Raw genomic sequence first — 14,384 nt, forward strand, 5'->3', positions numbered from 1 at the left:
TTTACGGAAAACTCAAAGAATCCATTTTGAAAAAAATCAATCAAAATGGATTCTATCGTTTTGAATATAGATGGAATTTTTTGCTACGTAATAGTCTCTTATAGCTTAAGTGAATATCATGCATTCTTAAAAAATGGTCAAAAGCTATTTATCCCGCTTTAACGGGCTGTAATACTCCCACCTCAAAACGTAAGAGAATGCGAAGAAGTTTAGGTGGGAGATAAACAGCCCATAAAAGCCCGATTGGTTAGGGCTAACAATCAGTGGGGGATGGAGAAAACCCCCACTGATTGAAGTTTCACTTTATAAAAATTGACTAGTATCTACCTGTGTGGAATTTTTTCCCTTAACCTGTTTTAACGTCGCTACTATAAGAAAGCTAACAATCACTAATAAAAGCCACGAACTCACCTTTCCTAGATGAACGAGATTCCATGTATCGGTTTGGTTTGGATACTTCCAAGCTCCAAAGAACGTTGCAATATTTTCAGCTACCCATATAAAAAATCCGATGAGTACAAAAGAAAGTGCGAGTGGCATACGGTAACGCGTTCCGCCAACCTCGTATGTGACCCATGATTGCCAAAAGACGATAATAACAAGTGCGGATAACCACCAACGAATGTCGATCCAAAAATGGTGGGTGAAAAAATTCAAATAAATTGCAGCTGCAAGAGGAACAACTACGAAAAACGGTGGCCACTTAACGAGTTCAACTTTCAACCTCCTCCACGCCTGGCAAAGGTAACTCGCTACACTTGCATACATGAATCCGCTATATAAAGGCACTCCGAAAATTTTGAAATATCCTTCCTCCGGATAAGACCAGGAGCCCATATGTACCTTGAAAAGTTCAAGAGCAAGTCCAATCAGATGGAACAATGTGATAACCTTTAGTTCATCACGTGTTTCAAGTCCAGAACGCACCATCCACCACTGCATCAGAAGACAGATGATGAGTAGCCAGTCATATCGCGTGAGGAAGGGAAGAGGCACGATTTGTGTAAACGCTAAAGATACGAAAATAACGACTGGAAACAAACACGATAGAGCCTGCTCAAAGCCGAAACGAACGAGTTGTTTTAGTGCTCCCATGATTTGCGCCTCACTTTATGAATCTTGATTGTCTTCGTCATTTCTGTATTCTAAAATGTCTCCAGGTTGGCATTCCAATGCTTTGCAAATTGCCTCTAAAGTGGAAAAACGAATTGCTTTTGCCTTTCCATTTTTCAATATAGAAAGGTTAGCCATTGTTATTCCAACCCTCTCTGAAAGTTCTGTTACACTCATTTTCCTTTTAGCCAACATCACATCAATATTGATTATTATTGCCATGTTCATCACCTCAGACCGTTAAGTCATTTTCTGATTTTATATCAATCGCTTCTTTTAAAAGCTTTTGAAGAACAGCAGCAAACACTGCAATTACCATTGAAGCAAAAATAATGACTAAGCCAATTAGTATGATACCTGGTGCGTCGTCTATCTCCGCCATGAAATAAAAGAATGGCATGCCTACCGCATATAAGAGACTGATTGTGATTGCACAGTATTTTATATTTTTTAAAGCTTTTACAGATAATTTCGAGAAAGCTTTGTTCTTGTCAATATAGCTTAGAAGTCGGAACGCCTGATACAACGCAACGAAAAATGGTATCACTGATACATACATAATGATTAAAATGGGATATAGTATATAGGCATAATCTGGATTTACTGGATTATTAGCTAACCAAGGTAAGCCAAATATACATAAAGCAAGAATCGGAATTCCAATAAGCATAACAGCGATCTTTAAAAAGAGCGTTGAAACTTGTTTCATAAAAAGCACCTCACTTATTTATTATAAATTTGAATTTAACATATTATTTATCGTTTTACAATAAACTTTTATTTATTATAATGATGTTTTTGTTGTTAAGTAAATGTTAGTTGTATACGGAAATAAAAAGTATTTCTGATTACATGAATGGATTAAGCTGTGACGTTATATATTTAAATCAGTATGAATTGCATGGATGAGGAGGAGGCTTTTGTGAAGAGAAAAGAAATGCGGTTACGTAAAGTACAACACCTTGTTTATGATATTATGGATGAAATGCATAGGAAAAAGAAAGAAAGAGATATAGAAACTTTACACAAGATAATTGATCATCTTTCAGGAGCAATTGGTGATTTAGCAGACCCTTCTGGGACTTATTCATTAGATTATTTGGAGAAAAAAGTAAATAGTGCGCATTCCTTACTGTTTCAAAATAAGAAAAAAGTACACTTACATTCTTAAATATAGGAAAATAAGAAACACTAGACAAATCGTTTAGTGTTTTTATTTGTGAAATCTTGGGTAGTACATATGATTCGCAGTATAAAAAGGTTACAGGTTATAATAAAAGAAATAGAAAAGGAGGCACATTGTGAAGATTAGTCGATATTTTAATATAGTTACTATTTTCATTCTATATACATTACTGATGTTTTACATTGGATGGAACGGATGGGTTTGGCTTCAAGCGACTTTCGGCTGGGAATCGTGGGGGTATTACGCCGCGATAGTTGGATTATTTTCATATGCGTATTTAATTGTTCAGGTATTCAAATTTCTACCTTTTTTAAGGACAATTGGTTCCTATTGGTTTGCGGTCATACAATATGCAATTATCTTGTTGCCACTCGCTGATATAGCAGTATTCATTTTGCAACCATTCGCAGTACCGATAGATACAGTTATTATGTGGACAGGGATTGTGACTCTTAGTATGTTCATTTTCATATTCGGTTATGGAACATTTAACGCATATAATCCGGTTGTTCGAAAATATGAAATTCACATACCAAAAGAAGCAAAAGGTCGTAAAACACTTCGCATTGCAATGGCTTCCGATATGCATTTTGGCAAATTGTCAGGTCTTTCGCATTTAAAAAGATTAGTGCATCATGTAAATGAAATGAAGCCAGATATCATCTTGTTACCAGGAGATATTATTGATGATCATCCAGGAGAATTCATTAAGAAAAACATGGGGCAAGTAATGAAAGAGATGAAAGCGCCTCTTGGTACATACGGTGTGCTGGGAAACCATGAATATTACGGAAGAGCCATTCCGGAATTTCTACAGGAGATGGATAAGATAGATGTCCATATCATGTTAGATGAAGTAATCAAAGTGGAAGACAGTTTTTATCTCGTTGGAAGAAGAGATAAAACAGAGCGAGATCGAAAGAGTTTTGAAGAACTTATGATTACAGTAGATCCATCACTACCTGTTATCGCGATGGATCACCAGCCGTTTGAATTAAAACAAGCGAAGGAAGCAGGCGTTGATTTACTATTATCAGGTCATACACATAGAGGACAAATGGCGCCAAACCACCTTATTACGAGAAGAATGTATGAACTAGACTGGGGATACTTACAAAAGGAAACATTTCATGCGATTGTTTCTTCCGGATTTGGTTTTTGGGGACCACCGCTACGGCTTGGTAGTCGGTCGGAGGTTATTCAGATTGAGGTTATGTTTAAGTAATGTAATAAAAACAACCATTCCATTTCGAATGGTTGTTTTTATTTTTAGTGACGAAAACCACTGATAGGACGATCAAACCAATTCCAAGGTTCAATATCTCCAAGAGTAGCATAGCGTACATGAGGTGAATTTTGTAATTTTAATAATTCTTTTGATGGGCCAGTAATGACAATGCCATATACTTTCACACCATTTTTTTTCACGTGTTGAAAGCGCTTTTTCATATTTAATTCTTGTTTACTGAGCCAAGTAACTTTCTCAACAGTTTCTTCATGATTGGATAGAATGCGCATCATTTCTAACACTTCATCTTCTTTTTTGTTAAGTTTTTTTTCTTCAACATCGAGTCGGCCAATAAAATCAGGGAATCCGAAATTTGATAAAGGAAAATCATCTTCATTTACTCTTTCTATCCCTGTATCTAAAGCATACCATACAGGGGTTGGTGGCATTTCTTGCGCTTCAAATACACTATAAAGAATTGCTTCTAATTCTTGTAACGTGTAAGCTTTATCAAAAGAAATCGCTAGTTCGGCTACGGTTCCCTCGTGTACTTTTTTCAATGCTTCCCATACTTTTGGGGAAGTCTCCTTGAAATGGTCGATTTGTTTTAGTTTCGGATGAGCAAAGAAAAGGTTTTGTTCATATGCTGCTTCAGCCCATTGTTTTTCTACACGTACAGATGAGAAAAAACTATCAACTTGTAGAGTACCTAATTTGAATTCCTTCTTCCCTACTGTTTTTGCTAATTGAATATCACTATGTGTACGAAAGAAAGCCTCTACATTTGTCCCGCTACCAGCAATATGGCTATTTGGAATAGTTGCCTGTAATGCCAGTGCTGGTACATCCGTAACTTCTTTTAGTTTTTGCTCATCGTTCACTTGAAAATAAATAGAGGATAGGATACCACCAACCATGTATATAGCTATACAAACTGCAAGTAGAAAAGATACAGTTTGCAAACGATGCTTCCACTTAATCTTCCAAAAAGGAACTTGAACATTCGAGACCGGTGGGAGTTTTTTCTTTCTTTTTTCTGTTTCTGCAAGTAATTTGTCTAAATGTGCTTCGCATATTGTACAAGTTTCAATATGGTTTTCTAATTCTTCTTGTTCTTCAGGTGTAATGGTACTTTGTTCATATTTCTTCCAAAGCTCTTTGCACTTCATACAAGTCATGTGTATCACTCCTTTGTTGGTCGTATTTCTTTTCGGCCTCGATGCAGTTCGATTTTCACTTTTGCTAATGTAAGCCCGGTCATCTCTGTGATTTCTTTATAGGAGAATCCATAGTAATCTCGTAATAAGAGAACGTTTCGCCTGGCGATAGGAAGAGAGGAGAGGCTCTTTAACCACTCTGTAATTTCATATTTTGTAAGATAGGCGTGTTCTGTACTTGGAACATCAGGTAAGTGAAAACCTTCTAGCATCGTTGTTTTTTGTTTTGTTTCTTTCCGCTTCCAATCAATAAAAGCATGGTAGGCGATTGTAAATAACCAAGGCCTAATTTCTTCACCTTTATAATAATCAATGTGGATAAGCATCCGATAAAAGGTTTCTTGCATCAAATCCTCTGCCGAGTGGAAGTGTCCTGTTAGGGAGAGAAGATAGCGAAAAAGGTCATGCATATGTTGTTTGTAAATTTGTTCAAGTGTTTGCTTGTTTTTCACTAATTTCCCTCCCTTCACTTATAACAACGAATTTCATTTATAAAAGTTACAAATTTCTGTAAAATAAAGTGAAACTTTAATCAGTGGGGAGCTTCATCCTCCACTGATTATTAGCCCTCACCAATCGGACTTTTATGGGCAGTTGATTCCCTCTAGCTTCTTTGCTTTTGCTGAATAGGGGTCTTACTGCCTGTTAATGGGGGGATAAAAGCAAAAAACGTCAAGAAAACAATTGTCTTTTCTTCTATCATAATACATATAAGGCGGGTGAACAGAGATGGAAAGCTATGAAACGCAAATTCAAAAAGCAATTAATTATATTGAGGAAGATGTAATGGAGAAACAAACATTAAGTGATTTGGCTCGTATTGCAGGATTCTCGGAGTATCATTTTCATCGCGTATTCCAAGCGTTAGTAGGCGACACTGTGATGGAGTATGTTCGGAAGAGGAGGCTAGCCCGGGCAGCTTATCAGCTTTCTCATACGGACGAAAAAATTCTTGATATCGCATTAGAACACGGCTTTCAATCTCATGAAACGTTCATTCGTGCCTTTAAAAAGTTGTTTCAGATGACACCGAGTAGCTACCGAAAGCAAGGGATTCAGACACCGATGTATTATAAAGCAAATGTGAAGCAGCGGAAGTTCAATCCATATTTAGGGGGAATACAAATGGAATTTCGTATTGAAAAAAAACCGGTGTTTTATGTAGCTGGATATGAGATGAAGACGTCTAATAAAGAAGGGAAAAACATGAAAGATATTCCAGTGTTCTGGGATCATTATTTAAAAAATAATCTTGCGAGTAACATTACAAATCGTAAACATACCGACCAATATGTAGAGCTTGGAATGTGCACGGATTTCAATTTAGAAACAGGAGATTTCACTTATATTATTGGAATGGAAGTAACAAGTTTTGATGGGTTACCAAATGAATTAGCGCAGCGCACGTTCCCGGAAGCGACGTATGCGGTATTTACAACGCCAAAAGTGCCACATAAAGAAATGGTATCCTCCATTCAACAAACGTGGAATGCGATTTTCTCAGAGTGGTTCCCGCACTCAGGATATGAGCATGCTGGGGTTACAGAGTTCGAGTTATATGATGAGCGTTGTCATGAGGATAAGAGTGAGTTTGCACAAGTTGAAATTTGGTTGCCAGTGCAGAAGAAACAGTAATAAGAAGAAAAAAGTTCCCTAGATTTCTAGGGAACTTTTTTGTGTATAGAGTCTGTTTATTTTTGTAATATTGACAATATTTAATTTTCATTGTTACGATGACGATACTGTTGTAGAAAAAAGGGGTATATAACGAATCATATGGGAGGGGAATAGGAGAAATGAATTACGAATTTTTAGTAGAAGAAACAAGGGCTAATTTGCTAGAAAATATTCATGTAGGTGTAATATGTGGTGTGGATGAGAAAAAAGAAGTGAAATATCAGGTAGGTAATGCAGAACATAAAGCATATTTTCGTTCCGCAGCGAAACCGATTCAAGCGCTGCCTGCTATTCTTGCAGAAATTGATCGTAAGTACGGTCTTACGAAGAGGGAAGCAGCTTTACTTACAGCTTCTCATCGCGGGGAAAGCTACCATATTGAAGCACTGGAGACAATGAAAACAAAGCTGTTAATCAATGAAAATGAATTGTTTTGTCCAGCTTCGTATCCATTGAATGCGAAGTCAAAAGAAGATATGCTATGGCAAAATCTAGAGAAACGAAAGCTATATCATAACTGTTCTGGTAAACATATGGGATTTATCGCTGTATGTCGCGAGTTAGGATATCCGATAGAAGGGTACTGGGAAAGAGAACATCCACTTCAACTTAAAATACTAGATATTCTATCATATTTATCTGAGTGTCCACTTTCTGATATACATATTGGCGTAGATGGGTGTGGTGTTCCTGTGTTTGCTATTCCTTTACGCAATATGGCAATTACGTATTTAAAGTTAGCGTGTCCGCATTTAATTGATGACGTTACTTTGAGAAATGCGGTAGAGAGAATGACAAGTGTTATGAATCAAGAATATAAGATGGTTGCTTCTGAAAATTTTATTTGTTCTACTTTGTTGGAAGATCCAAACATTGTAGCAAAAGGCGGGGCAAAGGGGGTTTACTGTTTTGGCTTGAAAGAAGAGCAGCTCGGTTTTGCATTAAAAGTGCTGGATGGTTCAGAAGATGTATGGCCTAATATTGTTGCCTCTATTTTGGAACAAATTCAGTATACGAATAAAGAAACAATAGCTCGACTTCGTACGCTGCGTCCAACGATTATGAAAAGTGATGGGGACATTGAAGTAGGTGCTGTTCATGAAGTGTTTAGATTAGATAAAGTAAAACTTTAATCAATGGGGATTCTTAATCTCTCGCTGATTATTAGCCCTCACCAATCGGGCTTTTAAGGATAGTTAATCTCCCACCTAACTTCTTTGTTTTTGCTGAACTTTGAGGTGGGAGTCTTACTGCCCTAAAATAGCGGGATAAATAAAGTGTTGTTATTATATGAGTCGAAAATAGAAAAGAGCTTCCTAGATTTACATACTAGGAAGCCTTTTTGTCGTTAGGCGAGAATGGAAACACCATCGTAATAGATGTGCCTTTTCCAATTTCACTTTCAATAGCGATTGTACCTTTATGCGCCAGAACAAGTTGTTTTGTGATCGCTAAGCCGAGACCAGTTCCATCGTTATTTTCTTCTGTATTTGTACCACGATAGTATCGATCGAATAAAAGTTCTTTCGTTTGTTCATCCATTCCTTTCCCGTTATCAGAAATAGAAAGTGTGAAAGAGTGTTTATCCTGTCCAAGTTTTACAATGACATTTGTTGTTTCATTATTATGTTTTACTGCATTTGCTAATAAGTTCTCGATGATGCGCTGGAACCATTTTTCTTCAATAGAATAATGAATGCTACTGGAGCTAGGAACAAATTCTATGTTTTGATTTTGAAGTGTTGGGTTGTTAATAAATTGTAATAAGACTTTTTGAACAAATTGATTAATCTCTACTTCGGCATATTGAGAGGGAATCGCATTGTTTTTCAATTGGTACGTTAAGCTTAAGTCATCAATTAATGTTGTCATATATTGAGATTTGTCTCGTATAATACGACCGAATTCTTGAATATCATGATCATTCCAGCTATATTGTTTCGATTCTAGTAAGAGAGAGTATCCGTAAATAGAACTTAGCGGCGTTTTTAAATCATGAGAGAGCCCGGTAATCCATTCTTCACGTGTTTGTTCAATTACTTTTCGTACTGACTCATTTTTTTTGAGTGTAATCGTGAGGTGTTCTAGCGCGTTTGTTACGTCTTTAAAAAGACGGAATGACCATTTTTCCTTACCAGAGCGCCGGAAGCGAACTAGTTTTCCTTTTTTACTGACAGGTTCTTCGTATGTTCCGCTAGCTATATTTTTGAGCCATCGCATTGCATGCAATAGTGGCTTGCCAAATTTTCTTCCGTACCAAATAGAAAGAATAACTAGGTAGACAAACGCGATTAAAATAATAACGCCAAATCCTATTAATATTTTTTTGATTAATACATCTTCATTTATATCAGATGGATAATAATGGTCATTTTTTACTGTTATAGTAAATAAGGTTTGATCTTCCGGATTATACAAACTCGAGATATTTTCTTTATGATTCCAAGGTTCTTTTTCAGAAAGTACAGCTTGGATGGCTGAAAAGGATTTTCTTTTTGTTTTTGGATAAGCAAAAATCTCTTCTCCTTTTGCGTTAAATATTTGCAGCGTAGCACCTTCTTTAGTAAGTTGTTTCTTTTCTTTTTCTGTTAAAGAAAACGCAGCTGATAACGGTGCACCGTGTTCTTGTTTTAGCTGTTGAAGTAAAGTACTACTTTTTAACTCCCCACCATAAATCACAATTCCTTTTTTCTCCTCTAATTCAATATTCCAATACGTCAATTTATAAGGAGTCTGTATATGGTGCTGTAAATAAGCAACTAATGATGTTTTTGTATAAGAACCAGGAACATCTTCCGGAGTATTAAAGTCATAAAGTACTTTTCCATGTTCATCAACGATTTGAAGCCAATCATTTTTTTCTTCAATCATTTCTTTTATTTCGGGGCTTAATGTAACGCGTCCGTTTTCTGAAGAAACGTATTGAGAAATAGTAAAGTCATCAAACTCCGGAACATTTGGCTCATAAAGAGTCGTACTAAAAAGATGACCGAGGTAGACGAAAGCGACGATTACTACAATGAGTAAAGTAAATAAGACAAAAATATGCTGGATAATAAATTGGATAATCAATCTTCTACTTAAGTTCATAGCCGTCACCTACTTTGCAACAAACTTATAACCAAGTCCACGAACAGTCTTTATATACTTCGGGCTACTTGGATCAAGTTCGATTTTTTCACGTAGTTTTCGAATATGAACCATAACGGTATTGTCATCACCGTTATAAGCAGGGGCTCCCCATACTTTTTCGTATATCTCTTCTTTTGAAAATACGTAATTTGGATGCTCACAGAAAAAGAACAATAGTTGAAAGAGCTGAGCTGAACATTCAACAATTTCTCCATCTACTTTTAATTCAGCAGCATGTTTATCTACTTGGAATCTCCCAAATGAAAGGGTATGTTCTTTTGTTGGTTGCGGCGTTTGTTTCATATGTCTTCGAAGCTGTGCTTTCATACGAGCGACAACTTCAAGCGGATTGAATGGTTTTGTAATATAGTCGTCTGCCCCATATAAGAAACCAGCTACTTTATCTAAATCAGATGATTTAGCTGTTAGAAAGAAAATTGGACAGTCAGTTTTTTGACGGATCATTGGACAAATATCAAAACCGGATTGTCCTGGAAGCATGACGTCTAAAATCATTAAATCGTAATGATTTTTCTCCACTAAGAGTAAAGCTTCTTCAGCGGAAGTAGCCGTTGTAATATGGGAAAAACCTTCTTTTTGTAGAATCGTAGTTAATAGTTGTAGAATTGCTGTTTCATCATCAACAAGTAAAATATTTGCATGATACAATCTGAATCGCCCCCTATTTTCATCGATTATCATAACATTTTCTTGTAAGTTATGGGATTTTTAAGGAAAATTTAAGGTTTTCTTAGCTTAAAAATAAGATTGGAATGATATGATAAATGTAACATAGGGGAGGAGATGAGGATGAATCCGTTTTATTCAATGCGAGCCAGATATTTTTTAATTGTATTTACACTACTTGTTTTGATTGAACGTATTGGTAAACAAGTACTAGAGAATACATTTCATATATCACTTTCTTCTTTTACAAGCATACTTGTACTATACGTATTTCCATCCGTTTGGTTATTCTATCAATGTAAGCGTCATCGTGTTCCGTTTACTGTATTTATGAATAGAAGAGAATCATTTAATTTTTTACAAGTTTTGATGATTACAGGAATGCTATGCCTTTTTAGTTATGGGTACCTCGTATTATATATGTATAGTTTTACGTGGATTACACCAAATTTTATTATAGATATATTAAATGAACCTATTATAGGCAATACGGGTGGATACATATATCAATATATAATCATCGTTTTGGTAGCTCCCATTATATGTGAATTTGTATTTAGAGGTTTTTTATTCCAACGCCTTGCAGCGAAATGGGGAACAGGAAAAGGGATGATCGTTGCAGCGCTTCTCTTTGGTTGCTTCCATATTGATTTTCTTGGTGCTGTTGTGTTTGGTATTGTTTTAACAATTGTATACATGCGGACGAAAAGTTTACTTATGCCTATCACCATTCATATGTTAAATAACGCTACTGTACTTATTACATCTTTTATGGTCAGTAAAGAAGAAAAGATGAGCCTTGCAGATTTTTCTACTTATACGCCATTTTTAACAGGACTTATTATCTTTATCATTGGATTAAATTTCGTGCTTGTCTTTTTGTTTATGAATCGTCGTTATATGAGTAAAGAGGTGCCGGTAGTATACGCAAATAAAGTGAGAGAATTATAGTTTTGATAACATAGAATTTATTGAATAACGAAAAATAAAAGAGATATAAACCCTTTCTTTTTAGATGGGAGAGAGAATCCGTCTATGGATAGAAGCGGTCAGTGCCTATTTTAGCCCCATGCCGCGTGAAAACAAAGGTAGAAAACGAGTGCAGGTCACCTTTTGTTCTCATAGTAGCGATTTATGTGTTTGAAAATCAAATAATATTTATATAGAAAGGAATGTATCTGATTCTATGAATGAAACGATAGGGTCAAATAAACTGTTTTATTTGATTATGGTGAGTTTAATTGTTATTACGACAGTGAATGTAGGAATTCACTGGAATGAAGCATACTTTTTTGTTTATTTAGCAATTCATCTTCTAGGACTGCTATGTATTGCGGGTGGAATTGTAGTTGAGAAAAGAAGTGAAGATGGAATTAATTATATATGTGTACTTGGTCTTATACTACTTCTAGCTGTACAAGGAATTATGAAATATAGCTCCATTTCTTTTCAAGATCTTAATTTTTTCGTTAACATTTTTCAATAGAGGATGCTGATTGATATTGTCGAAAAAACAAATTGGATATGTTGTTGTTTTACTTGGACTTATCCTAATTATTGTAGGAAAAGTGTATGTAAACCATTATGAATACGGGAAATATATAAGTGGTTTCGGCCTTGTTTGTTGGATCATGAGCGAGTTTCTGATTCCAACATATGAGCTGAAGAAAATGTAGAGAAATAATAGAATGGATAGGCTGTTAAATTCGTAGCATAATAAATAGAAAAAACCTCTTCTCATCACAGAAGAGGTTTTGCAGCGTATTGGGAAACAAGATCTAGTAGACACTTGCTTTTGTCGTTATTTGCCGAATGGTCGATATCCTTTGTCGAATCGCCGATATATGTTGAGAAATGATCGATATATTGAAAAAATCGCCAATAAAATTTCATTTATCATTTCACACCAACTAACCCTGTGGATTTCATCATGTTTCTTCTTGTAGTTTTGTAACATTTACCTTTTTCATAATGCATCTTTAATTTTCTCAAGCACTTTTTTGCTGTTAAATCCACGTTCCCCCATACCAAAAACTTCAATTAAACGGTCATTTTCATCGAGTAAATAGGAGTTCGAAGTATGAATATAGAGCCCGCTTCCAGGGTCGCGGTACTGAAAGTTAAATGTATCTGCTAGTTGTTTTGTTTCATCTACATCACCGCGAAGTAAGTGCCAGCCTTTTGTTTTTTGCATTTCAAATGTATTGGAATATGTAGTTAAAATTTCTTTTGTATCGAACTTAGGATCAATGGTAATTGTGATAAATTCGATTTTTTTACCAAATAGTTTCTCCTTTTCTAATTCGTCTCGTAAATGTTTCATTTTGTATGTCGTAACAGGGCAAATATCGGGGCATTTTGTGTATATAAATTCTACGAGTTTAAGTTTCTTCGGTAGTTGATCAAAAGATAGCGTCGTACCATTCACATCTTCCATAACAATCCCGCTTGGTATTTCAGCAGAAGCTTTACGATAATCTGTAAAATAGTAAATTCCAATTCCAATTACGATGACTAAACCTAATGTAAAAGTAATATAAATTCTTTTCATTTTTCCATCCCCTCCCAGTTTCATTTTATAAGAAAAATCCGATAATTTTTTTGAAGGGAATGAAAATTGCATGACAATTCGGTTATCCCGCTATTTGTGGGTAGTAACATCCCGCACCTCAGTATTCAGGGTGTGGGGTATCAACTGCCCGTAAAAGCCCGATTGGTGAGGGCTAACCATCAGTGGGAATAGAAAAAAATCCCCACTGATGGAAGTTTCACTTTATTAGCTTGTTCTATTTTGGGAAGAACGAACTTACAATAATAAGAGACAGGCAGCATAGAGGAGGTAGTAATGTGAAAAAGGTTGTGAAATGGTCACTTTTTTTGTACGTTGGTTTTGCACTATTTATATATTGGTATTTATTTGGATGGAATCATGAGATTATTCCAGATGCGTATAAAGGAACAAGTGCTGATCCACAAACGTTTATGAACGCGAAGGAACTTACATTAAGTCAGGATTACTCACGTGTGAAAAATTTACTCTTTTTTTTAGCGACGCCTCTTGAATGGATTATTTTATTGTTTGTTCTTGTTTTAGGGGTGTCAAATCGTTTTGAAAAATGGTCAAAGGAAACAGCAAAAGTACGGGTACTTCAAGTCGCTATCTATCTTTTCTATCTATCATTGCTTACAACTGTTCTTGCATTACCGCTGCAATGGCTGGGGCATCAAATCTCAATTGATTACGGCATTTCAACACAATCAACAGCGAGCTGGATCAAAGATCATGTGATCAGTTTTTGGGTTAATTATATTACAATGTTACTCATCGTCTCTGTCCTTTTATGGCTGATTCATAAATTTCCAAAGCGATGGTGGTTAGCGGGCTGGGCTTTATCTGTGCCATTTACAATCTTTTTAACGTTTGTACAGCCGGTTTTAATTGATCCGTTATACAATGACTTTTCTACATTACAAAATAAAGAACTAGAGGAGAAGATTTTAGCAATTGCTGACAGGGCACATATTCCAGCTGAACATGTATATGAAGTGAATATGTCGGAGAAAACGAACGCGCTAAATGCGTATGTAACAGGAATTGGATCGAATTCCCGAATTGTATTATGGAATACAACGCTCCAGCAACTGAAAGATAAAGAGATTTTATTTATTATGGCTCATGAAATGGGGCATTACGTAATGAAACATATATATTGGGGCGTGGCGAGTTATATTGTATTAACATTTATAGGGATGTATTTGATTTACCGCATTATAAACATGTGTGTACGAAAATGGGGAGAAACATTACAAATTTCAAAAGTAGCATGTTTCTCCATTCTACCATTGTTTTTCCTGATTTCTTCCGTATTATCTTTTGCGGTGAGTCCGCTATCTAACTATGTATCTCGCATAGAAGAGCGAGCGGCTGATCAATATGCGTTAGATATGACGAAGGATGGAAAATCTGGTGTGAAAACATTTCAATATTTATCAAAAACAGGATTAAGTCAAGTGAATCCGCCGGCGCTAGTGAAGTTTTTCTTATATACACACCCGCCGATATTTGAGAGAATTCATGCGTTTGAGGAGTATGATAAGCAGAAGAAATGAGGAGCAGCGAGTGAGCTGCTTCTTTATTTATGTG

Annotated in this window: 16 protein-coding genes; 8 read left to right on the forward strand and 8 right to left on the reverse strand. The window is 35.8% G+C overall.

Annotated features, from left to right (window positions below):
- Positions 1-303 precede the first annotated feature (303 nt).
- The 3 genes from KFD70_RS07560 to KFD70_RS07570 are packed head-to-tail and all read right to left on the reverse strand — an operon-like array spanning position 304 to position 1,822.
- A complete protein-coding gene (locus KFD70_RS07560) occupies positions 304-1,095 on the reverse strand; it encodes a DUF817 domain-containing protein (RefSeq protein ID WP_431613087.1) in 792 nt (263 codons plus the stop codon).
- Positions 1,096-1,110: 15 nt separating this feature from the next.
- Positions 1,111-1,335 carry a helix-turn-helix domain-containing protein gene (locus KFD70_RS07565; RefSeq protein ID WP_241819304.1) on the reverse strand — a complete coding sequence of 75 codons (225 nt, stop codon included), beginning with the start codon at positions 1,333-1,335 and terminating at the stop codon, positions 1,111-1,113.
- A gap of 10 nt (positions 1,336-1,345) precedes the next feature.
- Complete coding sequence (locus tag KFD70_RS07570; RefSeq protein WP_336450920.1) at positions 1,346-1,822, reverse strand: DUF2975 domain-containing protein; 477 nt, start codon at positions 1,820-1,822, stop codon at positions 1,346-1,348.
- A gap of 213 nt (positions 1,823-2,035) precedes the next feature.
- Here KFD70_RS07570 and KFD70_RS07575 point away from each other — a divergent pair, with 213 nt between their 5' ends.
- Together KFD70_RS07575 and KFD70_RS07580 are read left to right on the forward strand one after the other, a co-directional pair.
- On the forward strand, positions 2,036-2,284 hold the full coding sequence (locus KFD70_RS07575; protein ID WP_336450921.1) for a hypothetical protein: 249 nt from the start codon (positions 2,036-2,038) through the stop codon (positions 2,282-2,284).
- Between the two features lie 130 nt (positions 2,285-2,414).
- Entirely contained in the window at positions 2,415-3,524 is a 1,110-nt protein-coding gene (locus KFD70_RS07580) for a metallophosphoesterase (RefSeq protein WP_431613088.1), read from the forward strand.
- 44 nt (positions 3,525-3,568) lie between these two features.
- Here the strand turns inward: KFD70_RS07580 and KFD70_RS07585 are convergent, their stop codons facing one another.
- Together KFD70_RS07585 and KFD70_RS07590 are read right to left on the reverse strand one after the other, a co-directional pair.
- Positions 3,569-4,705, reverse strand: a complete 1,137-nt coding sequence (locus KFD70_RS07585; protein WP_431613089.1) for an anti-sigma factor — start codon at positions 4,703-4,705, stop codon at positions 3,569-3,571.
- Positions 4,706-4,710: 5 nt separating this feature from the next.
- Positions 4,711-5,196, reverse strand: coding sequence for an RNA polymerase sigma factor (locus tag KFD70_RS07590; protein ID WP_431613090.1), 486 nt, complete (start codon positions 5,194-5,196; stop codon positions 4,711-4,713).
- 277 nt (positions 5,197-5,473) lie between these two features.
- Here KFD70_RS07590 and KFD70_RS07595 point away from each other — a divergent pair, with 277 nt between their 5' ends.
- Positions 5,474-6,379 (forward strand): AraC family transcriptional regulator, encoded by a 906-nt coding sequence (locus KFD70_RS07595; protein ID WP_336450925.1) that lies wholly within the window; start codon positions 5,474-5,476, stop codon positions 6,377-6,379.
- A 161-nt stretch (positions 6,380-6,540) separates the two neighbouring features.
- Entirely contained in the window at positions 6,541-7,554 is a 1,014-nt protein-coding gene (locus KFD70_RS07600) for an asparaginase (protein WP_431613091.1), read from the forward strand.
- A 196-nt stretch (positions 7,555-7,750) separates the two neighbouring features.
- On the opposite strand, the gene KFD70_RS07605 is transcribed toward KFD70_RS07600, so the two are convergent.
- Together KFD70_RS07605 and KFD70_RS07610 are read right to left on the reverse strand one after the other, a co-directional pair.
- Complete coding sequence (locus KFD70_RS07605; protein ID WP_336450927.1) at positions 7,751-9,511, reverse strand: ATP-binding protein; 1,761 nt, start codon at positions 9,509-9,511, stop codon at positions 7,751-7,753.
- 9 nt (positions 9,512-9,520) lie between these two features.
- On the reverse strand, positions 9,521-10,222 hold the full coding sequence (locus tag KFD70_RS07610) for a response regulator transcription factor (RefSeq protein WP_336450928.1): 702 nt from the start codon (positions 10,220-10,222) through the stop codon (positions 9,521-9,523).
- A 141-nt stretch (positions 10,223-10,363) separates the two neighbouring features.
- Between KFD70_RS07610 and KFD70_RS07615 the strand changes: the two genes are divergently transcribed.
- The 3 genes from KFD70_RS07615 (at position 10,364) to KFD70_RS07625 (ending at position 11,916) form a co-directional block, all read left to right on the forward strand.
- Positions 10,364-11,191, forward strand: coding sequence for a CPBP family intramembrane glutamic endopeptidase (locus tag KFD70_RS07615; RefSeq protein ID WP_336450929.1), 828 nt, complete (start codon positions 10,364-10,366; stop codon positions 11,189-11,191).
- A gap of 235 nt (positions 11,192-11,426) precedes the next feature.
- Entirely contained in the window at positions 11,427-11,726 is a 300-nt protein-coding gene (locus tag KFD70_RS07620) for a hypothetical protein (RefSeq protein ID WP_336450930.1), read from the forward strand.
- A 16-nt stretch (positions 11,727-11,742) separates the two neighbouring features.
- Positions 11,743-11,916 carry a hypothetical protein gene (locus tag KFD70_RS07625; protein WP_336451019.1) on the forward strand — a complete coding sequence of 58 codons (174 nt, stop codon included), beginning with the start codon at positions 11,743-11,745 and terminating at the stop codon, positions 11,914-11,916.
- 290 nt (positions 11,917-12,206) lie between these two features.
- On the opposite strand, the gene KFD70_RS07630 is transcribed toward KFD70_RS07625, so the two are convergent.
- Positions 12,207-12,791, reverse strand: a complete 585-nt coding sequence (locus KFD70_RS07630) for an SCO family protein (RefSeq protein WP_336450931.1) — start codon at positions 12,789-12,791, stop codon at positions 12,207-12,209.
- 296 nt (positions 12,792-13,087) lie between these two features.
- Between KFD70_RS07630 and KFD70_RS07635 the strand changes: the two genes are divergently transcribed.
- A complete protein-coding gene (locus KFD70_RS07635; RefSeq protein ID WP_336450932.1) occupies positions 13,088-14,350 on the forward strand; it encodes a M48 family metallopeptidase in 1,263 nt (420 codons plus the stop codon).
- The last annotated feature ends 34 nt before the right edge of the window (positions 14,351-14,384 follow it).

The sequence above is a fragment of the Bacillus pfraonensis genome, from assembly GCF_050768835.1.
GTDB lineage: Bacteria > Bacillota > Bacilli > Bacillales > Bacillaceae_G > Bacillus_A > Bacillus_A pfraonensis.